This window comes from Sphingomonas sp. KR3-1, from assembly GCF_040049295.1.
Classification (GTDB): domain Bacteria; phylum Pseudomonadota; class Alphaproteobacteria; order Sphingomonadales; family Sphingomonadaceae; genus Sphingomonas.
Map to the genome: position 1 here is coordinate 248443 of NZ_JBDZDQ010000002.1, position 24893 is coordinate 273335.

The 24893-nt window shown below is 67.8% G+C and carries 19 protein-coding genes; 9 read left to right on the top strand and 10 right to left on the bottom strand.

All coding sequences use genetic code 11. The annotated features are described in order from the left end of the window. The first annotated feature begins 5 nt into the window (after positions 1–5). Genes dgcN through ABLE38_RS13075 form a run of 4 tightly spaced genes read left to right on the top strand, consistent with a single transcriptional unit; the run spans position 6 to position 4784 of the window. Positions 6–1040 carry an N-acetyltransferase DgcN gene (gene dgcN, locus ABLE38_RS13060; protein WP_348974662.1) on the top strand — a complete coding sequence of 345 codons (1035 nt, stop codon included), beginning with the start codon at positions 6–8 and terminating at the stop codon, positions 1038–1040. Continuing rightward, positions 998–1987, top strand: coding sequence for an N-acetyl-D-Glu racemase DgcA (dgcA, locus tag ABLE38_RS13065; protein WP_348974663.1), 990 nt, complete (start codon positions 998–1000; stop codon positions 1985–1987). The genes dgcN and dgcA overlap by 43 nt, the downstream gene beginning before the upstream one ends. Next, on the top strand, positions 1984–3546 hold the full coding sequence (locus tag ABLE38_RS13070; protein WP_348974664.1) for an amidohydrolase family protein: 1563 nt from the start codon (positions 1984–1986) through the stop codon (positions 3544–3546). Before dgcA ends, ABLE38_RS13070 begins: the two co-directional genes overlap by 4 nt. Beyond that, positions 3543–4784: a dicarboxylate/amino acid:cation symporter gene (locus ABLE38_RS13075; protein WP_348974665.1), complete on the top strand. Its 1242-nt coding sequence runs from the start codon at positions 3543–3545 to the stop codon at positions 4782–4784. The genes ABLE38_RS13070 and ABLE38_RS13075 overlap by 4 nt, the downstream gene beginning before the upstream one ends. Positions 4785–4848: 64 nt before the next feature. On the opposite strand, the gene ABLE38_RS13080 is transcribed toward ABLE38_RS13075, so the two are convergent. Both ABLE38_RS13080 and ABLE38_RS13085 read right to left on the bottom strand, forming a co-directional pair. Further along, a complete protein-coding gene (locus ABLE38_RS13080) occupies positions 4849–6123 on the bottom strand; it encodes an amidohydrolase family protein (RefSeq protein WP_348974666.1) in 1275 nt (424 codons plus the stop codon). Further along, complete coding sequence (locus ABLE38_RS13085) at positions 6120–8132, bottom strand: prolyl oligopeptidase family serine peptidase (protein ID WP_348974667.1); 2013 nt, start codon at positions 8130–8132, stop codon at positions 6120–6122. Before ABLE38_RS13085 ends, ABLE38_RS13080 begins: the two co-directional genes overlap by 4 nt. A 129-nt stretch (positions 8133–8261) precedes the next feature. Here ABLE38_RS13085 and dacB point away from each other — a divergent pair, with 129 nt between their 5' ends. Further along, complete coding sequence (dacB, locus tag ABLE38_RS13090) at positions 8262–9698, top strand: D-alanyl-D-alanine carboxypeptidase/D-alanyl-D-alanine-endopeptidase (RefSeq protein ID WP_348974668.1); 1437 nt, start codon at positions 8262–8264, stop codon at positions 9696–9698. A gap of 82 nt (positions 9699–9780) precedes the next feature. On the opposite strand, the gene ABLE38_RS13095 is transcribed toward dacB, so the two are convergent. The 3 genes from ABLE38_RS13095 to ABLE38_RS13105 are packed head-to-tail and all read right to left on the bottom strand — an operon-like array spanning position 9781 to position 13516. After that, positions 9781–10974 carry a dipeptidase gene (locus tag ABLE38_RS13095; RefSeq protein WP_348974669.1) on the bottom strand — a complete coding sequence of 398 codons (1194 nt, stop codon included), beginning with the start codon at positions 10972–10974 and terminating at the stop codon, positions 9781–9783. Further along, entirely contained in the window at positions 10971–11975 is a 1005-nt protein-coding gene (locus tag ABLE38_RS13100) for a serine hydrolase (RefSeq protein ID WP_348974670.1), read from the bottom strand. Before ABLE38_RS13100 ends, ABLE38_RS13095 begins: the two co-directional genes overlap by 4 nt. Continuing rightward, complete coding sequence (locus ABLE38_RS13105) at positions 11972–13516, bottom strand: permease (protein ID WP_348974671.1); 1545 nt, start codon at positions 13514–13516, stop codon at positions 11972–11974. The genes ABLE38_RS13100 and ABLE38_RS13105 overlap by 4 nt, the downstream gene beginning before the upstream one ends. Positions 13517–13831: 315 nt before the next feature. Between ABLE38_RS13105 and ABLE38_RS13110 the strand changes: the two genes are divergently transcribed. The 3 genes from ABLE38_RS13110 to ABLE38_RS13120 all read left to right on the top strand — a co-directional run bounded on the left by ABLE38_RS13110 (position 13832) and on the right by ABLE38_RS13120 (position 19349). Next, positions 13832–16831 carry a TonB-dependent receptor gene (locus tag ABLE38_RS13110; protein WP_348974672.1) on the top strand — a complete coding sequence of 1000 codons (3000 nt, stop codon included), beginning with the start codon at positions 13832–13834 and terminating at the stop codon, positions 16829–16831. Between the two features lie 105 nt (positions 16832–16936). After that, complete coding sequence (locus tag ABLE38_RS13115; RefSeq protein WP_348974673.1) at positions 16937–18103, top strand: serine hydrolase domain-containing protein; 1167 nt, start codon at positions 16937–16939, stop codon at positions 18101–18103. A 4-nt stretch (positions 18104–18107) separates the two neighbouring features. Next, the gene (locus ABLE38_RS13120) at positions 18108–19349 is read left to right on the top strand and encodes a threonine synthase (protein ID WP_348974674.1); all 1242 of its coding nucleotides are present in this window, start codon (positions 18108–18110) and stop codon (positions 19347–19349) included. 29 nt (positions 19350–19378) lie between these two features. Here the strand turns inward: ABLE38_RS13120 and ABLE38_RS13125 are convergent, their stop codons facing one another. After that, positions 19379–19915: an alpha-ketoglutarate-dependent dioxygenase AlkB gene (locus tag ABLE38_RS13125; RefSeq protein ID WP_348974675.1), complete on the bottom strand. Its 537-nt coding sequence runs from the start codon at positions 19913–19915 to the stop codon at positions 19379–19381. Positions 19916–20079: 164 nt separating this feature from the next. Between ABLE38_RS13125 and ABLE38_RS13130 the strand changes: the two genes are divergently transcribed. Then, positions 20080–20400: a metalloregulator ArsR/SmtB family transcription factor gene (locus ABLE38_RS13130; RefSeq protein ID WP_348974676.1), complete on the top strand. Its 321-nt coding sequence runs from the start codon at positions 20080–20082 to the stop codon at positions 20398–20400. Here the strand turns inward: ABLE38_RS13130 and ABLE38_RS13135 are convergent. From ABLE38_RS13135 to manD, 4 genes are all read right to left on the bottom strand, one after another. Then, a complete protein-coding gene (locus ABLE38_RS13135; RefSeq protein ID WP_348974677.1) occupies positions 20379–21302 on the bottom strand; it encodes a 1-phosphofructokinase family hexose kinase in 924 nt (307 codons plus the stop codon). The two genes, ABLE38_RS13130 and ABLE38_RS13135, sit on opposite strands and share 22 nt — an antisense overlap. Then, positions 21302–22297 (bottom strand): AAA family ATPase, encoded by a 996-nt coding sequence (locus tag ABLE38_RS13140; RefSeq protein WP_348974678.1) that lies wholly within the window; start codon positions 22295–22297, stop codon positions 21302–21304. The genes ABLE38_RS13135 and ABLE38_RS13140 overlap by 1 nt, the downstream gene beginning before the upstream one ends. Positions 22298–22372: 75 nt before the next feature. Continuing rightward, complete coding sequence (locus ABLE38_RS13145) at positions 22373–23509, bottom strand: endo-1,4-beta-xylanase (protein ID WP_348974679.1); 1137 nt, start codon at positions 23507–23509, stop codon at positions 22373–22375. Positions 23510–23525: 16 nt separating this feature from the next. Beyond that, positions 23526–24737 carry a D-mannonate dehydratase ManD gene (manD, locus tag ABLE38_RS13150; RefSeq protein ID WP_348974680.1) on the bottom strand — a complete coding sequence of 404 codons (1212 nt, stop codon included), beginning with the start codon at positions 24735–24737 and terminating at the stop codon, positions 23526–23528. Between the last annotated feature and the right edge of the window lie 156 nt (positions 24738–24893).

Below are 24893 nucleotides of genomic sequence, written 5' to 3' on the forward strand. Positions count from 1 at the left end.
TCACAATGATACCGTCGCCTTATCTCCTTTACCTCGGCCACAGCGCCGATTTCGTGGGCATCAAGACCTCGCGCGGACTCGCCGAATTCCGGCGGGACGATTGCGTGGGCGAATTCCGTCACGATGACTGCCCGCTCACGCTCGATCTGCCGCGCATGACGATCGAACAAGGCGCTGCGGCGGGGGCGAAGACGCTCGTGCTCGGCATCGCCAATTCGGGCGGCACGATGGGCGGCGACCTGGTCAAGGACGCGGTCGCGGCGCTCAACGCGGGGATGAACATCGCCGCCGGCCTGCACCAGCGGCTGCGCGACGTGCCCGAACTCGCGGCGCTGGCGAAGGAAAAGGGCCTGCAGCTGTTCGACGTGCGCGATCCGCCGGCGGACCTGCGTGTCGGCAACGGCTATCCGCGCGCCGGGCACCGCCTGCTCACCGTTGGCACCGATTGCTCGGTCGGCAAGATGTACACCACGATCGCGCTGGCCGAGGCGCTGAAGGCGCGCGGCGAAAAGGCCGATTTCCGTGCCACCGGGCAGACCGGCATCCTGATCGCCGGCGCCGGCGTGCCGATCGACGCCGTGGTCGCCGATTTCATCTCGGGCGGGATCGAGATGCTCACCCCGCAGCGTACCGACGGCGGCTGGGACCTGATCGAGGGACAGGGCTCGCTGTTCCATCCGAGCTTCGCCGGGGTCTCGACAGGCCTGCTCCACGGCGCCCAGCCCGAGGCGATCGTGCTGTGCCATGATCCGAGCCGCAGCCACATGCGCGGCATTCCCGGGCGCAAGCTGCCGGGGCTGAAGGAGTGCCTGGAGGCGAACCTGCAGGTCGCGCGCCTTACCAGCCCCGATGTCCGCGCCGTCGGCATCTGCCTCAACACCTCGCGGATGGAGCCGGACCAAGCCCGCGCGCTGTGCCGTGAAATCGAGGCCGAGCTTGGCCTTCCCTGCACCGATCCGATCGCCTTCGGGGTCGAGGCGATCATCGACGAGTTGCTATGCACCGAACCCTCACGGCCCGCCACGATCGCTTCGCACTGACCAAGCCCTTCCGCATCTCCCGCGGGGTGAAGACCGAGGCCGATGTGGTCACGGTATCGATCCGGGCGGGGGCGCTGGAGGGGAAGGGCGAAGGCGTTCCCTATGCCCGCTACAGCGAAAGCGTCGAAAGCGCGCTGGCCGAGATCGAGCGGGTGCGCCCGGCGATCGAGGCGGGGGCCGGGCGCGAGCAACTGCTGGCGCTGCTGTCAGCGGGTGCCGCGCGCAACGCCGTCGATTGCGCGCTGTGGGATCTCGAGGCGCGCGAGGCGGGCAGGAGCGTCGCCGAACTGCTCGGTGCGCCCGAGCCGGTGCCGCTCGCCAGCGCGCTGACCATCGTGATCGACACGCCGATGATGATGGGGGCTGCAGCGCGCCGCATCGCCAGCGCGCCGCTGCTCAAGGTCAAGGTCGACGGCCGGCTGCCCGATGCGCAGATCCGGGCGGTGCGCACCGCCGCGCCGAACGCCAGGCTGATCGTCGATCCGAACGAGAGCTGGGACGCCCGGCTGGTCGAGGCGATGCAGCCCTTGCTCGCCGAGCTGAAGGTCGACCTGCTCGAGCAGCCGGTCTCCGCCGAGATCGATGCGTGCCTGGAAGGATTCACGCACCTGGTGCCGATCGCCGCCGATGAATCGATCCACACCACCGCGGAGCTCGACGTCGTCTCGCGCCGCTACGAGGTGGTGAACATCAAGCTCGACAAGGCCGGGGGGCTTACCGAGGCGCTCAAGCTTGCGCAGGCGACCCGTGCGCGGGGGCTCGGGCTGATGACCGGCTGCATGGTCAGCTCGTCGCTTTCGATCGCCGCGGCGCTGCACATCGCGCGCATGTCCGACTTCGCCGACCTTGACGGCCCGATCTGGCTCGCCAAGGATCGTCCGGGCGGGGTCGAGGACCGGGACGGCACGCTCTATCCGCCCGTCAAAGGATTTTGGGGAACGCCATGAAGGTCGCGCTGCTGCTCGGGATTGCCGCCGTCTCGCTGGGCGCCGCCGCGCCCTCCTACCCGCAGAGTGTCGACCTGCTGATCCGCGGAGGCACGATCTATACCGGTTCGGACGCGCCGTTCGTCGGCGATGTCGCGATCACGGGCGATCACATCGTCTCGGTCAGCAAGCACGCCAATGTCAGCGCCGCGCGCATCATCGACGCCACGGGCATGATCGTCGCGCCCGGCTTCATCGATCCGCACACGCACATGGGTGGCGACCTCGCATCGGCAGACCCGGCCAAGCGGCTGGTCCCTGCCTTCCTGATGCAGGGCGTCACCACCGCGTTCATCGGCAATGACGGCGGCGGCAGCCCCGACGTCGCCAAGACGCTGGGCAGCGCCGCTACCCGGCCGGTGGGGATCAACTACGCCACCTATGTCGGCTTCGGTGCGGTGCGCGAGAAGGTGGTGGGCGAGGACAATCGCGCGCCGACGCCCGAGGAAATGGCGAAGATGAAGGGGCTGGTCGCCGGCGCGATGTGCCAGGGCGCGATCGGCCTCTCCACCGGACTGTTCTACGCGCCGCAGAGCTTCGCCAAGACCGAGGAAGTGATCGAGCTCGCCAAGGAAGCCGGCAAGCGCGGCGGCACCTATGACAGCCATATCCGCGACGAGAGCAGCTATACCGTCGGCCTGGTGGCGGCGATCGACGAGGCGATCCGCATCGGCCGCGAGGGCGGGCTGCCGGCGCATATCAGCCATATCAAGGCGCTCGGCGTCGACGTGCAGGGCCAGGCGCCCAAGATCATCGCGATGATCGAGGCAGCGCGGGCGCGCGGCGAGAAGGTGACCGCCAACCAATATCCCTGGTCGGCATCGGGCACGAGCCTGGTCGCCTCGCTCGTCCCGCTCTGGGCGCAGGACGGCGGCCGCCCGGCGCTGCTCAAACGCTTCGACGATCCAGCGCTCACCCAGAAGATGCATGAGGGCATGGTCGAGAACCTGCGCAAGCGCGGGGGAGCGGACAAGCTGCTGATCGTCGAGGGCAAGTACAGGAACCGCTATCTCGACGCCGTCGCCAAGGAGATGAACCTGGCGCCGGTCGATGCCGCGATCGCGGTGATCCGCATCGGCGATCCCGGCACGGTCTCGTTCAACCAGAGCGAGGCAGACATCGCCGCCTTCATGCAGCAACCCTGGGTGATGACCGGATCGGACGCCTCGGGCGGCCATCCGCGCGTCTATGGCACTTTCGCGCGCAAGTACGACAAGTACGTCAAGACCGACCATGTCATCACGCTGCGCCAGTTCATCGAGCGCAGCTCGGCGCTGACCGCGGATACCTTCGGGCTCGCCGGGCGCGGGCATCTGCGCAGCGGCGCGTTCGCCGATGTCGTGGTGTTCGATCCGAAGACCTACGCCTCGCGCGCCACCTATGAGGCGCCGACCGAATATGCCGCCGGCGTGCAGACGGTGGTGGTCAACGGCGTGGTCGCGGTCGACAAGGGCGCGATGACCGGCAAGGCCGGTGGCCGCGCGCTGCCGCACAAGCCGACCCCTGGCAGCTGCAAGTGAGCTGGTGGTTCGGCACTGCGCTGTGGAAGCGCGTGCTTGTCTTCCTCGTGCTGGGCGTGGTCTTCGCGCTGGTCGCGCCGGGGCAGGCGCACTGGGTGCAGTTCATCGGCGACCTGTTCGTCCGCGCGATCCGCATGCTGGTCGCTCCGATCGTGCTGGTGACGATCGCATCAGGCATCACCACACTCGCCGATCCCAAGCGGCTCGGCAGCCTGGGCGGGCGGACGATCGGCATGTTCGCGCTGACCACCTTCATCGCGGTGTCGGTGGGCATGCTGGTCGCGACGCTGGTCCAGCCGGGCGTCGGCGCGCCGCTCGGCACCGCGCAGGCGCATGCGCTGGGAACGCCGGTCACGCCCTATGAACAGCTGATCAACATCATCCCCACCAACATCTTCGATGCGCTGGCCAAGGGCGACATGCTCGCGCTGATCTTCACCTCGATCCTGATCGGCTGCGGCACGGTGGTGGCGGGGGAAGCGGGGAAGCCGTTCGCGACGCTGCTGCAATCCACCTCCGCGGTGCTGCTGCGCGTCGTCGGGCTGGTGATGGAAGTGACGCCGTTCGGCGTGTTCGCGCTGATCGCCAACGCGGTCGCGGCGAACGGCGCGGCGGTGTTCGTCCATGTCGGCTGGCTGGCGGTGGCGGTGGTGCTCGGCTCGCTGATCCAGATGCTGGTGGTGCACAGCCTGTTGCTGCGCTTCGTCGCTCGGCTGCCGCTGCTGCCCTTCTTCCGCGGGATCATCGATGCGCTGGCGGTGGCCTTCTCGACTGCTTCCAGTGGTGCGACGCTGCCAGTGGCGATGCGCGTCTCCGAGCAGAATCTCGGCATCGGCCGGCCGGTCTTCTCGACGGTGCTGCCGCTCGGCGCGAGCATCGGCAAGGACGGCACCGCGATGTATGTCGGGCTGCTGAGCATGTTCGCGCTGCAGGCGTTCGGCGTGCATTTGACGCCAACCGTCTATGCCACGGTGCTGCTCACCGGGGCGCTGGCGGCGTTCGGGACGGCGCCGGTGCCCTCGGCATCCTTGTTCATGCTGGCGGCGGTGCTGAGCGCGGTGGGCGTCTCGCCAGAGCAGACGGCGCTGGTGGTCGGCTTCGTGCTGCCGTTCGATCGCCTGCTCGACATGACCCGGACGGTGCCGAGTGCGTCGGCGAACCTGACCGTGGCGACGCTGGTGGGTCGCTGGGAAGGCGAGCTGGACGAGGATGTCTACCGCGCGGCGGACATGGCCTGAGCCACGAGAGACCGGGTTTCACACTTTCCGTCATCCCCGCCATGCGCCGGGATGACAAAGTAAGTTAGTCTGCGAGGGAAACCTCTTTCCCAGCCACCCACACCCGCTTCACGTCGTACAGGTCGCGGAACACCAGGTCCGGCGTCCCGCCGGTCAGCGTCAGGTCCGCGCGCATGCCCTTGCGGATCGTGCCTTCGGTCTTGTGCCGGCCCATGATGTCGGCGCTCACCCGCGTGCCCGCCTCGATCGCCTCCGCAGGCGTGAAGCCGAGCTGGGTCAGCCAGCGCATCTCGCGCAGCGCGCCGAAGCCGGGATAGACGCCCTCGATCCCCGTGTCGGTGCCCACGCCCACGCGGATCCGCGCGACCTGCAGGCGGCGGATGTTCTCGCGCATGATGTCCCAGCGCCTGCTGTCATAGGGCGCCACGGCCTCGCCCTTGGCGAGCCGTTCCGCCTCGCGGGCCTGTGCCTCGGGGGAGAGCAGGGCGATCTCCTCGGGCGCGAGCACGCGCGTCTCGAGCGGCTCATAGGTCGCCAGCGTCGCGACATAGGCCATGTGGTGCTTCTTCATCAGGCCGATCAGCTCGTCATCGACCAGCGCATCGCCGACGCCGTGCGCGAGCGCGTCGACGCCGGCGCGTGCGGCGAGCTTGGCGCCCTCGAGCGTCACCGTGTGCGTCATCACCTTGATGCCCGCCTTGTGCGCATCGGCGACGATCGCGGCGAGCGTCGGCTCGTCCATGCTCGGCTTGTCGGGTCGGTTGGGATCGCCGTAGCGCCAGCCATCGGCGAACACCTTGATCATGTCCGGCTTGAACGCCAGGGCCTTGGCCATCGCGGCATGCGCCTCTTCGGGCGTGGTGACCTGATAGGTGATCGCCTGGGTGAACTTGCTCTCGGTGCCGTGCCCGCCCGGCACGCCGAGCCGGATCGCCAGGGTTAGGCGCGGGGTATCGGCCTGGAACGCGCGGATGCCCGCCATCATCTCGCCCGAGACAGAGAATTCGTTGATGCTGGTCACGCCGGCGCGGAGATAGGGCAAATAGAAGCGATGCAGCGCCGCGGCGTCGGCGAACGCCTCGCGCGGGGTGTGGATGTGGAGATCGTGGAGGCCGGGGATCAGCGTGAGCCCGGTCGCATCCACCACCGCTGTGCCTTCGGGCACACGCAGCTTCTTGCCGATCCGCGCGATCCTGCCGTCCGCGATCAGCACATCCTCGATCTTCGCCCTGGCGCCCGTCCCGTCGAACACGCGCGCGCCGTGGATCAGCGTCGGGCGCTCCTGCGCCTCGGCCGTTCCCGCTCCGGCCAATGCCGCCACTGCCATCAGAACCCTCATTTCAGTTTCTCATCGAAGAACGCGGTGGTGCGGCGATAGGCCGCGAGCCAATCGGCGGTGCGCAGGAATTCATGACGCTCATTGGGGAATACCAGCTCCTCGAAGGGGATGCGCCGTGCCGAAAGCGCGCGGGCGAGCAGCAGCGACTGGTTGAAGTCGACGTTCTTGTCGTCGTCGCCGTGGACCAGCAGCACCGGCGAGCGCCAGCTGTCGATCGATCCCATCGGCGAGGACTCCCATTGCTTCTGCCGCGCCGCGAGCTGCTGGTCGGGCGAGAGACTGCCCTCGAGCGGCTTGAGCAGGGTGTGGACGCCGTGGAAGTCGGCGCCCGCCTTGAACAACGCGCTGTCGCGAGCGAGCGCGAGTGCGGTCAAATACCCGCCCCAGCTGCCGCCCCAGATGCCGATCTTATCGGAGGCGACGTCCTTCTGCGCCGCCAGCCAGCGCCCGCCGGCGAGGACGTCGCGATATTCGGCGGCGCCGTCGCGCGCGATGCCCGGCGCCTCGCGGAATGCCTGGCCGTAGCCGGTGCCGCTGCGATAATTGACCGAGAGCACCGTATAGCCGTGCGCGGCCAGCGCCTGGTTCATGACATAGGCGTTGGAATAATATTGCGAGGGGTGGAAGCCGAGCAGCATCTGTCGCTTGGGCCCGCCATGGACGAAGACCAGTGCCGGGCGCGGCCCCTTGCCACGCCCGCGGAACAGTTGGGCATGGACGATCACGCCGTCCTCGGCCTGGTACGTCACTGCCTCGGGCGCGATCGCGTTCTTGAGCTCGGCGACTTCGCCCAGCGGCGCCAGGCCCCTGGCAAGCACGGGATGCGCCGGATGGCCGGCATCGGTGGCGATGCCCGCGAGCAGCCCGCCGGCGAACACCGGCAGGCTCTCGCTGCCCTTGCCGGCGGTCACGCGCTTCGCCGCGCCGCCGCTTGCCGAGACCTGCCAGAAATGGCGCCGGTCGGTCTCGTCGGCATTGGCGGCGAAGGTCAGGACGTCGTCGGCGCCGAGCACGAAGGTCTCGACTTCAAAATTGCCTGGCGTCAGCTCCCGGGGCGCACCGCCCTTGGCCGCGTCGATCGCATAGACATGCAGGAAGCCACTGCGCTCCCAGGGGAAGAGCAGCTGCCCACTTTTGCTCCACCAGAGATTGTGCTGGCGCGTGCCGGCATAGCGGCTGCCCATTCCCTGCGGCGCGGTCCAGAGCGTGCGCGCCTTGCCCGTCGCGGTGTCGGCGACGCGGATCGACCAATAGGGGCCGGAATCCGCCGTCGCGCCGGCGGGCGGGTCACGGAACTGGAGATAGGCGATCTGCGTGCCGTCCGGCGAAAGCGCGGGCTCCACCGAGAAGCCGAGCGCTGGCTCCATATAGGTCAGCTTCGGGGCATCGACATCGAGCAGCGCGACGAAGGCGTGATCGTCGCGATTGTCGACGAAATAGAGCCGCTTGCCGTCCGGTGTCCATTTGAGGTCGCTGACTTCGCCCGAAACCTGGGCGATCCGCGCGGGCTTGCCGCCCTGCCACAGCCAGATCTCGCCGCGACGGGTGAACGCGATGCGGCTGCCATCGGGCGAGAAAACGGGCAGGTGTCCGTCGCCGATCGGCGTGGGATCGACGCCGGTTGTTGCATTGGCGACGAACACCTGCTGCCCCGGCGGATACGCTGCCGAGGCCGTATTGGGTGCGCGCCCGTCCGGGAACTCCTCGTCCCCGCCGCGCACGAATGCCAGGCGCTGCCCGTCGGGGCTCAGCGCGAGATCGTAGAGCAGCATGCCGTCGTCCTCGGCATAGCGCGTGCGCTGCCAGGCCGGCTGGCCCGCATCGGCTACCCAGAGGTTGCGTGCGCCCGCCCGGTTCTCCACCCAGGCAAAGCGCGGCACGTCGCGGGCGCCGGCCATCTGGCTCGCGACCGGCAGGGCGAGGCCCGCCGCCAGGTCGTCGGTTTGCGCCAACGCAGGCGGGGCGAAAGCCAGCGCCAGCGCGCCGCATAGCTTCAGGGCAGTTCTCACGATCATGGCGCGAACGTGCAGGGGGGAAGTGTCCGGAACAATGCCAACATGCGCTGCGGTTATGCCCGGGCGACTCCTCAGAATGATCACCGCTTTGCAGCTCTGGCGGCGATGGCTAGGCTTTACGTCATGAAGCAGCTTGCCCTGATCGCCGCCCTCATGCTCGCCACCCCCGCCGCCGGGCAGACGCTCGACCAGCGCATCGCCGCCCGGCTGGCCGAGGCGCCGACCGGCACGCGCTTCGGGCTCGTGGTGGCGGATCCGGACGGCGAGGAGATCGTCGCGATCAATCCGGACGGGCGCTTCATCCCGGCCTCGAACACCAAGATCTACACCACCGCTACCGCCTTCGCGACGCTGTCGGGCATCAACGGTCCGGACACCACCGGCGGCGCTTCGGTGCGGCTGGACGGCGACGATGTAGTACTTGTCGGCGGCGGCGATCCCCGCCTGTCCAGCGCCGACGACTGCACGGTCGATTGCCTCGCCATGCTGGCAGATGCGATCGCCGCCAGGACGAAGCGCGTGCGCGACGTGATCGGCGACGACAGCTATTTCCCCGATCAGCGCTGGAGCCCGGGGATGAGCTGGAACAACATCCCCACCTCTTCCGGCACCGGCATCTCCGCGCTGACGCTCGATGACAACGAGCTCAAGCTGACCGTCACGCCCGGCGCGGTGGATACGCCCGCCAAGGTCGAGGTGATGGCCTATCTCACCGTCGACAATCAGGCGCGAACCGTGCCCGGCGACAAGATCGCGCTGGGCTGGGATCGCGATCCCAACGGCAAGCTGCTGCGCGTCACGGGGACGATCGGCGTAGAAGCCAAGCCGCGCGTGTGGAGCCTCGGCGTCGACGATCCGGCGGAATATGCCGCCTGGCGCCTCAAGGTGCTGCTCGAGGCGCGCGGGGTGAAGGTGAAGGGTGCGGTGCGCGTGCACCACCGCCCGCTCGCGCCGGAGGACGATCCCCAATATCGCAAGGACCATCCGGCGGACCTGGTCTTCACCGCCAGCCGCACGCCGCTCGCGCAGCTCACGCCCGCGCCGGTCGCGGAGGACATCAAGCACATCAACAAGGTCAGCCAGAACCTCCATGCCGAGCTGACGCTGCGCCGCATCGCCAAGCTGCAGGGCGGCAGCGGCTCGATCGCCGATGGCGTCGCGCAGGTCGAGAAGATGCTTGCTGCCGCCGGGCTGCCGCGCACCGCCTGGGATTTCTCCGACGGCTCGGGCATGTCGAGCTACAACCGGGTGAGCCCGCGTGGATCGGTGCTGCTGCTGCGCTGGATCGCTGCGCAGCCTTGGGGCGCGCAGTTCCGCGACACGCTGCCGATCGGCGGGGTGGACGGCACGCTGCGGGGCCGCTTCAAGGGCACGCCGCTCGAGGGCAAGGTCTTCGCCAAGACCGGCACGCTCAACCAGACCAACGCGGTGGCGGGCTATTTCACCGCGGCGAGCGGCAAGACGCTCACCTTCGCCTTCTACGCTAACGACGTGCCCGGCGATGTCAGCGCGACGAAGTACATGGACGATGTGCTGAATCTGGTGGCGGCTGGGAATTGAGGAATTCGTCACCTGGCGAAAGCCGGGGCCTCAGGCAGCATTGCGCCGCCGCATGAGATCCCGGCTTGCGCCGGGATGACGATTACTTGTTCTTCGCCGCCCAGTCCTCCGCCTGCTTCAGCACGCGCAGCACGTTGCCGCTCCAGATCTTCTCGATGTCCGCGTCCGAATAGCCTTCGCGGCGCAGCCGGGCGGTGATCTTGGGGATGGACGTGATGTCCTCCATCCCGCGCACGCCGCCGCCGCCGTCCCAGTCGGCGCCGATGCCGACATGGTCGACGCCCATTACCGCGATGCAGTGGAGCAGGCTCTTCATGAAAAGCTCGAAATCGGCGCCCTGATAGGGGTTGGTCGCATCGGCCTTGGCCTTGTCGGCGATCAGCTTGCGCTGCTCGGCATCGGAGAGCGCATGCCAATTGTCCTGCCGGTCCGAGATCTTGTTGCGCGCCTCGTCATGGTCGCCTGCGACGAGGTAGACGCTGTTGACCTGCAGCACGCCGCCCGCCCTGGCGAGCTTGCGCATCCGCTCGTCGTCGAGGTTGCGCGGGTGGTCGAAGATCGCCCGCGGACCCGAGTGCGAGGCGATGATCGGCACCTTGGAGAGTGCCAGCGCCTGGTCGAAAACATCGTCCGACGAGTGGCTGACGTCGATCACCATCCCCAGCCGGTTCATCTCGGCGACCCATTGCTTGCCCAGCGGCGAAAGCCCGTGCCACTGCGGCTTGTCGGTCGCGCTGTCGCCGAACTGGTTGTTCTTGAAGTGGATCGGCCCGGCCAGCCGCACGCCCTGGTCGTAATACCATTTGAGCAGGGTCAGGTCGGTTCCCAGCGGATAGCTGTTCTCGATCGACTGGAAGACGATGCGCTTGCCCGCCTTGGCGATGCGATAGGAATCCTCGGGCGTGGTCGCGAATTCCATCTTGCTCGCGTTCGCCGCCACCACGCGCTGGATCCACATCTCGCGGGTGAGCGCGCCGTCGCGGGCTTTGGCATAGCCCTCGGGGGTCAGCGGCCCCTGCGCGGTGTAGACGACGAAGAACCCGCCATCGAGCCCGCCGGCTTCCATCCGCGGCAGGTCGATCTGGCTCTTGTCGAAGTCGCGGTCGTGCCACTCGTCGAACTTCCAGCCGGGATGCTCGAACAGCTCGGGCGTATCGAGATGCGTGTCGAGCACCAGCATCTGGTCGTGCGCCAGCCGGTCGGCGGGGGAGGGCGTATCGCTGTCCGGCCCGGCAGGGGCGGCAAGGGCGAGGGCAAGCGCGAGCAGCGAGATCATGCAGGACTCCAGGCGTTGATGACGGCATCCCCCGTCGCGGGGCGCAGCGTGAAGATGCCGCTGTCGAAATGGCGCGTCGGGTGGACGCGGTTGGTGAGCAGCGTCCAGGCGAGCCCGCGCTCGAAATCGATCCACAGGCCGGTGCCGGTGAAGCCGGTGTGCCCGATGGTCTCGTCCGAGCAGGCCTGGCCGCCCGACCAGCCGTCGAACTTGCGCTCCCAGCCACAGGTGCGGTGGCCATATTGCGGAGTGCGGATCGCATCGGTGAACGCGTCGGGATATTTGCCGGTCAGCACGTCCTCGGCGAAGTCGAGCACGCCCGCCACCGTGCCGAACAGCCCGGCATGGCCGGTCTGCCCGCCCAGTGCCGCGCAATTCTCGTCATGCACCTCGCCCTTGAGCACGCGGCCCCGCCACATGCAGCGCTCGGTTGCCACCGCCGGCCCCGGCGGCGGGCCATAGCTCAGCCCCAGCCCGAGCGGCCATTCGCCCAGCGGCTTGCCGGTGATCCGCTCGATCGCGATACCGAGCAGGATGAAGTTGATGTCCGAATAGACCGGCTCGGCGATGTGCTTCCATTCGCGCTGGAGCACGAAGGCGCGCAGCCGCTGCGGATCGTCGCCATAGGTGTAGATCGGCTCGACCGCGGGGAACAGCGTACGGTGCGCCAGGCAGTCGCGGAACGTCAGCGTGCGCTCATAGGCGCCGGCCAGGTCATATTGGCGCAGGTCCGGGATCGCGCTGGTCAGCGGCGCGTCGAGGTCCAGCTTACCCTCCTCGGCCAGGCAGAGGATCATCGTCGTCGTGGCGATCACCTTGGAGACCGAGGCGAGGTCGAACCAGTGGTCCAGCGTCATCGCCTCGGGCTCGGGCACCAGCGCGGCCATGCCGGCGTGGCGCACCCAGCGCCGCCGGTCGGCGCGCACCACGCCCAGCACCGCGCCGGGAATCCTGCCCGCCTCGATCGCAGCGGCGGCAGGGGCGAAGGCCTTGCGGATCATGCCGCCACCGCCTCTCCGTCGGGCCGGGGGCTGGCGCGCAGCAGGAAGGGCAGGAACACCAGCGCCCCAAGGCTCATCGCGCCCGCCATGATGAAGAAGCCGTCATAGCCGATCGATTTCTGGAACACGCCCGAAAGCCCGGCGAGCAGCCTGGGAATGAGGAAGGCGAGACCGGAGAGCAGCGCATATTGCGTGCCCGGGAAGCGCGGGTTCACCAGCATCGAGAGATAGACGACGAACACCGCGCCTTCGAAGCCGTGCCCGAACTGGTCGAGCGCCATCGACAGGTAGAGGTCGAAATCGCCCGCGGTCACCTGCACGCCGAACAGGGCGAACCACACTGGCCCGCCCGGCGCCTGGTGCGCGAGCCAGGCGAAGATCCAGTTCGACAGCGCGGACATGATCGCACCGATCACCAGCGCCCAGCCCATCGGCGCCTTGGCCGCCAGCCAGCCGCCCAGCGCCACGCCGAGCATGCTCGAGAACAGCGCCACCGCGCCGTCCGCCACGGCGATTGCCTCCAGGCTATAGCCCAGCGAATTGAACAGCGGGTGCGAGAGGGTGAGCGCCATCACGTCGCCCATTCTATACACCGATACGAACAGCAGGATCGGGATAACCACCAGTCCGAAGCGCCAGGCGACATTGAGATAGGGGGCCAGCGGCGAGCTGGTCAGAAGCCGGTGGTTGGGCGGCAGCTGCTTGATCCACGGCACCGCCACGCCCAGCGCGACGAAGGGCAGCAGCGCGATGCCGAACACGTAATAGCTTACCACGCTCGGGTTGCTCATCCCGATCGAGCCGACTGCGGTGAGCAGCACCCAGCCGACCGCCGCGGCGATTGCCAGGCTCGCGGCCAGCACGACTGCGCTGGCGAGCACGCCGGTGGCGAGCGCAGTGCCGCGCCCGCCGCCATGTTCGGCATCGGGGCGCATGCAGGCGAGTATCGGGAAGGGCAGGAACGCGGCCGCGGCGATCACCAGATAGGCCGTCGTCCAGTCGCTCTTCGCCGCGATGTAGATCGCGCCGCTGCCGGCGGCGACCATCGCGCTGCGATAGCCCCACAGGTTCGCCGCGACCATCGGGCCCTGCTGCTCCTGCGTCGGCGCCAGCTCGATCCGCCAGCCGTCCGCCGCCACTTCGAGCGTCGTCGTCCAGAAGGCGAGCAGCACGGCGAACAGCGCGGTGATCGCCAGGTTCGCGTCGGACGAGGTGAACGCCATCGCCACGGTCGACAGGAAGATGCCGAGCTGGGAAAGCATGATCCAGCCACGCCGCTTGCCCCAGAAGCGGCCGAAGCCGGGGACGTCGTACTTGTCGAGCAGCGGCGCCCAGGCGAACTTGAAGGTCGGCAGCAGCGCCACCCAGGCGAAGAAGCCCACCGTCACGATGTCGACGCCGTGCTTGGCCAGGCGCAGCAACAGCACCGCGTTGAACATGTAGAAGGGCAGCCCGGCGGCGAAGCCCAGCAGCAGGTAGAGCGCCAGCCGGCCAAAGCCCGGGCGGACCGCCTGTGCGGCGGGACTCGGTGCGTCAGTCAAGCGACACCGGGCGGTTGGAATCGTGCATCTGGGGTCCCCTGATCCTGGTTTCCCTAAGGCTCTGACGGGGCGCGGACGCAGTCAATGGCGATACTGAAGCGCTTGTGTTGCAGCGGTGTCACGCTTTGTCACGCAATCGTCCCATTTGATGCCATCGGGTTATGGCTGGGGGAACAGAAACTATGGCGCGCCGCAACATTCTTGGTACCTAATGCTCTCTCACCGCGCGGGAATTGCGGTTTCAGGGGGTAATACGAAATGATCGAAGCGAGGGCGTTCAGAAGGATTCTCGTCTCGGGTGTTGCGTTCGCGGCCATGGCAAGCGCCATGCCGGCTTGGGCGCAGAGCACCGACAAGGATACTACGCAGGAAGCCGCGACGCCGACCGGCGCCGTTCCCACCACCAGCGCGGACGAGACCGACGGCAAGCAGAGCAAGGGCAACGAGATCATCGTTACCGGCTCGCGCATCAAGCAGGATCCGAACAATTCGGCGCTGCCGCTGCAGATCATCACGCAGCAGGAAATCAGCCGCAACGGCATTTCTAGCCCCGAGCAGCTGATGATGTTCCTGACGTCGAGCAGCACCGGCGCGGACAACCTCGCTTCGAACTCGGACGTTGTCACCGGCGCCGCGCGCGGCACCAACGGCCTGTCCGCCGCGAACCTGCGCGGCCAGGGGTCGGGCGGCACGCTTGTGCTGCTCAACGGCCGCCGCGTCGCCGCGCACGGCCTTTCGGGCTCGGCCGTCGACGTCAACCAGATCCCGTTCGCGGCGATCGAGCGCGTCGAAGTGCTGAAGGACGGCGCCTCGGCGATCTACGGCACCGACGCGGTCGGCGGCGTGATCAACTTCATCACCAAGAAGGACTTCCAGGGCCTCAGCCTCTCGGGCTTCAACGACATAACCCAGGAAGGCGGCGGCAACATCTACCGCATCGGCGGCGTCGCGGGCTATGGCGACCTCGACGAGGACGGCTTCAACGTGATGGCCGCCGTGTCGTACCAGTGGAACAAGATCCTGCGCGGCTCGGACCGTGACTTCGTCAACGGCAACCAGCCCAACCGCGGCCTGTCGGTCGACACGCGCGGCACGCCGATCGCGACCGCGTTCAACATCGGCGCCAATGCCTTCCAGAACCCGAACGGCACGCTGCTCGGGCCGTCGGCGCTGTTCCCGACGCTGACGATCACCGGCCCGAACGGCGCAAACTTGGTCGGCGGCGGCATCAATCCGCTCGACGTGCCGGGCGGCGCCGGCTGCGACTCGGTCGATGGCGGCATGGCCTATGACGAGCAGCTGTGGAACACGCCGGGCGCGATCTACGCCTGCTCGTGGGACACGGGCCGCGCCGCGGTGATCCAGCAGCCGATCCAGACGCTGACCTATTACGCCAAGGCGACCTGGCGCGTTGCGGGCGATCACCAGATCGCATTCGAGCTTACCGGGTCCGACGCGGACTCGGCCAAGAGCTTCTCGAACGCGCAGCTCTCGGCGAACACCACCAACCTCAACATCGCCTATCCGCGCAACGCTATCACCGCGCCGACCTATGACGCGGTGGTCAATTCGCTGCGCGCCGCGATCACCAACCCCACCGAACTGGCGAATTTCAACGCCCGCGCGGCGGCCAACCTGCCGATCTCCTATCGCTGGCGCTGCATTCCCTGCGGCCCGCGCGAATATCGCACCAACACGCAGACCTATCGCGCGGCGCTGTCTGCCGAGGGTCCGCTGTGGACCGGTTGGGACTATCGCGCCGGCGCATCCTATGCGCGCAGCGAGAGCTCCTCGATCCTCGGCAGCGGCTATTATTATCGCGGCACCAACACCAACGGCAGCTACGACGTGAATGCGCCGCAGGTTGCCGGCGCGCCCGCCGGCTATCGCGGCCTGGTCGGCGTGATGAACTCGGGTCTGATCAATCCGTTCAGCATCACCCAGACCGACGCCGGCCTCGCCGCGCTCCAGTCGGTGTCGGCCTATGGCGCGACGCTCTATGGCGGCCGCTACGAAGTGAAGCAGGCGGATGCCTCGATCTCGGGCCCGCTGTTCGGCATCTGGGGCGGCGACGTCCAGCTTGCAGCAGGCGTCGACTATCGCCGCGAGACCTATGAGTTCAACGGTTCGGCGGCAGCTGCCGCGGCGGCGCCGGTGATCTTCCTGGCGGCGTTCGACAACGTCAACGCACTCACGCAGAAGCACCGCGACGTGAAGGCAGCCTATGCCGAGCTTCTGGTGCCGCTGTTCAAGGGCTTCGAGCTGACGCTCGCTGGCCGTATCGACGACTATACGGGCTTCGGAAGCACCAAGAACCCGAAGATCTCGTTCAAGTACCGCCCGATCGACCAGATCATGTTCCGCGGTTCGTACAACACCAGCTTCCGCGTCCCGACCTTCAACCAGATCTACAACGGCATCACCGAATCGCCCTATGCGGGTTCGGACATCGCCGATCCGGTTGCCTGCCCGGGCGGCGTGCCGACCAGTGCCTTTGGCAGCGGCCAGCCGTGCGCGCAGATCCGCCCGAACGTCTGGACCGGCGGTACGCCGGGCCTGCGTCCGGAAACGGCGAAGCAGTTCAACGTCGGCGTCGTGCTCCAGCCGGTCAAGAACGTCACCCTCTCGGTCGACTGGTGGTCGATCGCGGTCGACAACACGATCCAGTCGCTCACGCTGCGCCAGCTCGTGGACAATGCCTCGCTGTTCCAGGATCGCTTCGTGCGGGATGGCGCCGGCATCGTGCAGGTTATCGACGATCGCTGGATCAACGCCGGTTCGCGCCGCACCCAGGGCATGGAATTCACTGCCCGCGTCTCGCAGGAAGCCCTTGGCGGCCGCTTCTCCGGCGGTCTCGACGGCTCGCTGCTGCTCAAGAAGCGCGAGAAGCTCACGCCCACCTCGGCCTATGGCCCGAGCCTGATCGGCGTGTTCAGCTATGCCGGCGATCTCGGCATCAAGTGGAAGCATAATGCGTTCGTCAGCTGGTCGAACGACGACTGGGCGTTCTCGTTCAGCCAGATCTTCCGCGAGGGCTTCAAGAACGGCGCGCTGCCGGGCATCGCGGCGGGCACGGTCACGCGTCCGGACTACAATGTCCGCACCGACGACTATATCATCTACAACGCCTCGATCAGCTATGTCGGCCTCGCGCCCGGCTACAAGCTGACCCTGGGCGTCAAGAACCTCTTCAACACCGATCCGCCCTTCACCATCACCTATGACGGCAACAGCGGCGCCGGCAGCTCGTGGGATCCGCGCGTTGCCGATCCGCGCGGCCGCTCGTTCACGATCGCGGCGGAAGTGAAGTTCTGATGCGCCTGCTCTCCACCCTGCACGCAGGGGTGGGGACGGGTTGGGAAAGGCCGGGGCGCGATGCCCCGGCCTTTTCTTTTTGCCCAATGTGCCGAAGGTAGACCGATGCTCGCCCTGCTCCTCGCCGCCGCCATCCCGCAGCCGGTCGCCGCGGTGCGCATCGCCTTCGACCGCAAGGGCGAGACTGCGATCACCCTCTCCGGCCTCGCCGATCTTGCGGCAAAGCGCCCGGTGACCGCGGACGATCCGGTGCGCATCGCATCGATCTCCAAGCTGGTGACGGCGATCGGCGTGCTGCGGCTGGTCGAGCAGGGCCGGCTCGATCTCGATGCGGACGTGTCGCGCTATCTCGGCTGGAAGCTGCGCAACCCGGCCTTCCCCGACAGGCCGATCACGCTGCGCCTGCTGCTCTCGCACCGTTCGAGCCTTACCGACCGGGTCGACTATGTCCTGCCGCTCGACGCCGACATGCGCGCGGTGCTCCAGGATCCCAAGGCCTGGGACGCCGCGCATGCGCCCGGCAGCTGGTGGGCCTATACCAACTTCAACTTCCCGGTGGTTGCCGCGGTGATGGAGCGCGCCACCGGCGAGCGCTTCGACCGGCTGATGGACCGGCTCGTGCTCAAGCCGATGCAGCTCGATGCCTGTTACAACTGGGCGAGCTGCAAGCCGGAGACCGCTGCCCGCGCCGTCGTCCAGTATCGCAAGAACGTCGCCACCAAGGACGACAACCACGGCGGCGCCCCTGCCTGCCCGGTCACGCCGGCAACGGACGGCAGCTGCGATCTCTCGCTGTGGCGCGCGGGCGCGAACGGCGCGGTCTTCGCGCCCCAGGGCGGCTTGCGCATCTCGGCGCGCGGGCTGGCGCGGATCGGGCGGATGTTCCTGGGCAACGGTACGCTCGACGGTGTCCGCATCCTGCGCCCCGCCTCGGTCAAGCTGATGGAGACGCCGCTCTGGACCTTTGACGGCAAGAATGGCGATGTCGGCGGCGACATCTCGGTGCAGACGCCGAGCGGCGGCATGACCTGCAGCTATGGTCTCGCCGTCGTCTTCCAGGCGACGCCGGTGAAGGGGTGCCGCGACGATCCGTTCGGCGACGGCAAGCGCCGCTTCGGCCATTCGGGCGACGCTTATGGCCTCAAGGCGGGGCTGTGGATCGACACGGCGAGCGGCACCGGCGTCGTCTATTTCGCCACCGACGTTCCCGATGTACCCGGCGCGCGATCGGCCTATACGGCGACCGAAGAGAAACTCGCCCGCGGAGACTGATCGCTTGCGCCACGACGCCAATCTGACGACGGATCGCCCCACCTTCGTCACTCATCTCGAATGCTCGATGACCGGCGAGCGCTACGAAGCCGACCAGCTGCACGGCCTGTCGCGCGTCGGCCGCCCGCTGCTGGTGCGCTACGACCTGGCAGGCGCGAAGGCCGCACTGCCCCGTGACGAACTCGCCCGCCGGCCCGCGGACCTGTGGAAATATCGCGAGCTGCTGCCCGTCCGGCGGACGGAGAACATCGTCAGCCTCGGCGAGATCGCCACGCCGATCATCCCGCTCGACGCGGTGGCGCGCGCGGCCGGCGCGCAGCATCTCTGGGTGAAGGACGAGGGGCGGCTGCCCACCGGCTCGTTCAAGGCGCGCGGCCTCGTCATGGCGATCGCCATGGCCAAGGAGCTTGGCGTAAGGACGATCGCGATGCCGACCAACGGCAATGCCGGCGCCGCCGCGGCGGCCTATGCCAGCCGGGTCGGCATCGAGAGCGTGATCTTCTGCCCCGCCGACACGCCCGAAGTGAACGTCCGCGAGATCGCCGCGCAGGGCGCGCGCGTCTACCGGGTCAACGGCTATATCGACGATTGCGGCAAGCTGGTGGGGCAGGGCGCGAAGGAGCGCGGCTGGTTCGACCTCTCCACCCTCAAGGAGCCGTACCGGATCGAGGGCAAGAAGACGATGGGCCTGGAGCTCGCCGAGCAGCTCGACTGGCAGCTGCCCGACGTGATCTTCTATCCCACCGGTGGCGGCACCGGGCTGATCGGCATGTGGAAGGCGTTCGCCGAGATGGAGGCGCTCGGCTGGATCGGCAGCAAGCGCCCGCGGATGATCGCCGTGCAGGCCGAAGGCTGCGCGCCGATGGTCCGCGCGTTCGAGGCTGGCGAGCGCCACGCCACCCGCTGGGAGAATGCACACACGATCGCGATGGGCATCCGCGTGCCCCAGGCGGTGGGCGACTTCCTGATCCTCGATGCGGTGCGCGAGAGCGGTGGCGTGGCGATGGCAGTGAGCGACGACGCCATCGCCCAGGCAGTCGATGACGCGGCGCGCAAGGACGGGCTGTTGCTCTGTCCCGAAGGCGGCGCGACGCTCGCGGCCTGGCGCAAGGCGCTGGCCGAGGGGCTGGTCTCGCCGGACGAGAAAGTGGTGCTGTTCAACTGCGCGACGGGGCTGAAATACCCGCTGGCCGACCAGTCGCGCACGCTCGACAAGGACGGGCCGGTGGATTTCAGCGCGCTTTAAATCCCCTCCCCAGCTCGCTGGGGGAAGAATTATCGCGCCGTCATGCTCCGGAACGTCACCGACCAGCGCGGCGCATCCATCGGCGCGATGCTGTGTTCCCAGGCGTGCCGCGCCTCGCCGGAGAGATGATAGGCGCCGCGCGGCTCGAGCGGCAGCTCGGCGCGCTCGAACTTGCCGTCCGCGCGCCGCTTGCGCAGCCGCAGCACCGCGGGAGTGCCCAGCGAGATGCCGACGACATGCTCGAACACCGGGCGGTCGCGATGCCAGCCGATGCCGGCGCCCGGATCGTAGCGAATCACCAGCGCCTGGACGAGCGCCTCGGCCGCCAGCCCGGCGAAGATCGCCGCGCGTGCTCGCAGCGGCAGCAGCCAGTCGGGGATCGGCTCGGCCTCGGCAAAGCTCGAATCGGTGAAGTCGTAGCGCCAGCCAAAGCTGCGCGTCAGCCGCTTGCCGAGCCATTGCTGAAATCGGAACGGCTCGATGTCCGCCCTATTGATCGCTTCGATCAGCGCGGCTTCTTCGTCGGGCGAGACGATATTCTTGGCCTGTTCGATCCCGGCGGGCATGGGGCGGTCGAAAAGCGAAGGAAACAACGTTGTCACGGCGGCGATATGGGAAGCCGCATAATTTTATACCAGAAGCGAATATCTGAACTTTCGGATTAAATTCCGTCGCGTTTCCCGCGAGATAGCGGTTGCAACCAGCGGTCCCGCACCCTAGCTGTCCCCCCGTGAAAAACGAAATGATTGCCGTAGTTGATCGCGCCTCTGCGTTTCTGAAGGCGCTGTCGGGTCGAAGCCGTTTTCTGCTGTTGTGCCACCTTCTCGATGGCGAGAAGTCGGTGGGTGAGCTCGCGCGTCTCACCGGCGCGCGCGATACCGCCGTGTCGCAGCAGCTTGCCCTGCTCCGCCGCGAAGGGATGGTCGCCGCGCGCCGCGACGGCCAGATGATCTTCTATTCGCTGGCGAGCGACGAGGCACGGGCGATGCTCGTCGCCATGCATGGCCTGTTCTGCCGCCAGGACGCCGATCAGGAAGCCGTCGCGGCGTAAAGCCGCTCGACATCCTCCTTGCGGGCCAGTTCGGTCGCCGGCGTCATCAGCGTCGCCGCGCCCGCGGCAATGCCATAGCGCAGCGCATCCTCGATCCCCTTGCCCTCCGCCGAGGCGAGGGTGATCGCCGCGACCATCGAATCGCCGGCACCCACCGTGCCCTTGGCCTCGACCGGGATCGCGGGCACGCGCAGCTCCTTGCCCGCGCCGACGAGCAGCGCGCCGCGCTCGGCGAGCGAGATAACCACCAGCTCGGCAAAGCCGCGCGCCTGCAGCGTCCGGGCCGCCGCCATCTCGTCGTCCTCGCTGGCGATGTCGCGCCCGACCAAGTCGGCGACTTCGCGCAGGCTCGGCTTGATCAGCCAGGCACCCGCGCCCTCGCAGGCGGCGAGGGCCGGGCCCGACGTGTCGATCACCAGCTTCACCCCGGCCTCGCGACAGCGCGCGCCGATCCGCTTGAGGATCGCCGGATCGCAGCCGGGCGGCAGGCTGCCGCTGACCACGATGTGCGATACATCGGCCAGTCCGAACAGCGCATCGAGCAGCGCCGCCTGCTCGTCCTCCCGCAGCTCGGGCCCGGGGAGTACGAAGCGATACTGGTCGCCGGGCCGGCCCTCATCGACGGTGAAGCTCTCGCGGGTGGTTCCGGCGATCGGCACCGCCAGGATCGGCACCTTCTCGTCTTCGAGCAGCTTGACGATCACGGCGCCCACCGGCCCGCCGCTCGGGAACACCGCGGTCGCCTTGCCGCCCAGATGCGTGATCACGCGCGCGACGTTGATCCCGCCGCCGCCCGGATCGAAGCGCGGGGCGGTGCAGCGAAGCTTGTGCTGGGGCCGCACCTTTTCGGTGCAGGTGGTCACGTCGAGCGCCGGATTGAGCGTCAGCGTCGCGATCGCCATCAGCGCGTCCGGTCGAGCGCGGCGCGGGCGGCGGCGACGATCAGTTCCTGCGGGCGGTTGGCGCGGATGCGGTGCCAGTGGATTTCGCCCACCGGCCGCTTCGATTGCTCGCGCACCACCTTCTCGGTCGCGTCCGAGGCGTCGTTCTCGCGCGCATTCACCCGCGCGATCCGGTCACGCTCGGGGGCTTCCAGCCAGATTCCGGTAAAGGCCGCGCGGTAGCGATCGGCCAGCGCCTCCACCACGTCGCGCTCGCTGCGCGCCATGAACACCGCGTCGAGGATCACGCTGTTGCCGCAAGCCAGGTGATCGTCGGCGGATTCGAACAGCGCTTCATAGGTCTCGTCGTCATTGCGACGGGTATAATGCCTGGGTGGCAGCCGGGTTTCCGGGCTCACCCCGGCCAGCCGCTTGCGGAACACGTCGGAGCGCAGCACGCGCGCGCCGGGCAGTCGCCCGATCCGCCCGCCGAGCAGTCGCGCCAGCGTCGACTTGCCGGTGCCGGAAAGTCCGCCGATCACCACCAGCCGCGGCCGGGCAGGGGCGAGCAGGCTGTCGGCCAGCTCGGCTTCGCCATCTGCGCGCAGCGAGAGGTAGAGCGGTAGCAGCGCCCAGCCGGTCGCGCCCTGCGGGGCGATGTCGAGATAGCGGTTGGCGAGCGTGTTCGCCTCGCCCGCCATGCCTGCGCGCATCACCTCCAGCACAGGCCGGGCGAGATCGTAGAGCACGTCCATCGGCTCGCCCGCCACCGCGCGGATGCGCCCGGCGGCGATGCGGCGGGCGATCGAGTCCTGGTGCCTGGCAAGCTCCTCGCGCTGCGCCTCGGTGGTGGCCGCGAGCGTGAGCGACTTGCGAAAGACCGCGCCGTCGCCCTTGGGCGCGGCGGCGTGGAGCGCGGCGATATGGTCGGCAAGCGCATGCAGCTGGACCCTATCGAGATCGCCGGTCAGCAGCGCCTCGAAGCTCGGTTCCTGGCTTGCGGCCACCGCCGCCATCGTTCCACTCCCGTTACAGGTCCGTCGAATCAGCCCCTAGCACGAGTTTTCTGAACGATCTTGGACAAGATCGACCTATCGCGCCGGAGCACCCGCAAAGGCATCATGGATCACTCCATAGAGTGCCTTGGGCTGGTATTCGTCATTATAGGGCGTGGCGCGCTGGTGGGTCTTGTCCTTGCGCGGCTTGTAGCCGTTGAGCCAGGTGAAGCGGTCGCTCATGCCCCAGGCGAGCACGTCCCGAAGCTGGGGATAGGAGAACATGATCTCCAGATAGGCTGCGGCATAATTGGCGACGATCCCGTCGCGGACCTTCGTGTCGGTCGGCAGCAGATGGTCGTCGACGTCGAATTCGGTGACCGCGAGCTTATAGCCCATCGCCACTGCGCTATCGAGGAAGCTGCGCCAGGGCTTTTCCTGCTTGTTCACCAGCGCGCCCACCGTGCCGCCATCGGTCAGCCCGATATGCGATTGCACGCCCAGCGTGTCGCACGGCGTGCCGCGCTTGCGGAAGCCCTCGAGCAGCTTGAGCACGCCCGTGCGGTGGCCGTCATTGCCCGGCTCCCAGCTCATATAGTCATTGTACGTCAGCTCCACGCCCGGGGCATGCTCGCGCGCGGTATGATAGGCGAAGTCGAGCATCGCCTCGGTGCCGCCGAACGCCTTCGAGAGCGACGAAGTGCGTAACGCGCCGCTGCCTTCCTCCACCGTCTCGTTGACCACATCGAAGCTGGTGATCCGGCTCGCGTAGAGCTTGCAGAGCGTGCGGATGTGGGTGCCGAGGATGCGCTCGGCTTCCTTGGCCGGGCTGGCGCCAAAGTCATAGTCGTTCAGCCATTTCGGGAAATATTGCGTCTTGTGCCACAGCAGGGTGTGGCCGCGCATCGCCATGCCGTTCGCTTCGGCAAAATCGAGCATGTCGGAGAAATGGTCGAGGTTGAAGGTCTTGGCGTCGGGCCGGATCGCCTGCCACTTGAACTCGTTCTCGGGTACCAGGATGCCGCAGTCGCGCTTGAGCAGTTCGGCGTATTTTGGGTTGGCGAACGAGCCCCGGTCGGCGCCCGGCGGTCCCCAGGAAAAGCACGAGCCGAAGCGCATGCCCTTCGTCTTGGCGACCGCGTTAAGGCCCTCGGCGGCCTGGGCGATTGCGGGGAAGGGCAGGGCCAGCGCGGCACCTGCGCCCAGCAGCCCCCGGCGTGTCAGTTCGATCATCGCAAGCCTCTCCCGCTCACCAGTTGAACAGCGTTCCATCCTCGAGCCGCGCGACGGGAAGATAGGCCCGCTTATATTCATATTGCGCGGCCAGTTCCTCGTCGATCTCCACGCCCAGTCCTGGCTTGTCGCCCGGATGCATCATGCCGTCCTTGTAGGTATAGGCATGCGGGAAGACCGCGTCGGTCTTGGCAGTGTGCGGCATCAGCTCCTGGATGCCGAAATTGGGCACCGACAGGCCGAAGTGCAGCGCCGCGGCCATGCACACCGGCGACAGGTCGGTCGCGCCGTGGCAGCCGGTGCGCACCTGATAGAGGTCCGCGAACGCCGCGATCCGGCGCATATGCGTGATGCCGCCGGCATGGACGATCGTCGCGCGGATATAGTCGATCAGCTGCTCCTCGATCAGCTGCTTGGCATCCCAGATCGAATTGAAGATCTCGCCCACCGCGATCGGCGTCGTCGTCTTCTCGCGAATCTGCCGGAAGCCGGCCTGGTTCTCGGCCGGGGTCGGGTCTTCCATCCAGAACAGCCGATAGGGCTCCAGCTCCTTGCCCAGCCGCGCCGCCTCGATCGGAGTCAGCCGGTGGTGGACGTCGTGGAGCAGGTGCACGTCCCAGCCGAGCACTTCGCGCGCCTTCTCGAACAGCGGCGCCACCGAGCGCAGATATTTTTCGGTCGACCACAGGCTCTCGGTCGGCAGCTTGCCGTCGGCCGGCTCGTAGCGCTGGCCCGGCTTGGCGACGCCGTAGGTGGATTTCAGCCCCGGCACGCCCGCCTGCAGCCGCACCGCCTTGTAGCCCTGCTCGACATGGCGCACGGCCTCCGCGATCGTCTCCTCGATCGTCGCGCCGTTCGCGTGGCCATAGACCATGCAGCCGTCGCGGCTCGCGCCGCCGAGCAGCTGGTAGAGCGGCAGCCCCGCCACCTTCGCCTTGATGTCCCACAGCGCCATGTCGACCGCGGCGATCGCGCACATCGTCACCGGGCCGCGCCGCCAATAGGCGCCCTTGTAGAGATACTGCCAGATGTCCTCGATCCGGTGCGCGTCGCGGCCGATCAGGCAGGGAATGACGTGGTCCTGGAGATAGCTCGCCACCGCCAGCTCGCGCCCGTTGAGCGTCGCGTCGCCGATGCCGGTCACGCCGTCCGACGTCTCGATCTTGAGCGTGACGAAGTTGCGGTCGGGGCAGGTGACGATCACGCGCGCGGAAACGATCTCGGCCATGTCGTCTGTGCTTCCCCATCCCGTTCCGGCGCATCGTCCTCGCGCGCCTATGTGCTTGGTAGCGCTACCATTGTTGCGCTGCTACAAGCTTGTCAACGGCGGCGTTTGACTGCCAGGCGACGGGAAGAGCGATGCTGCGGAAATTGCTGGCAATTT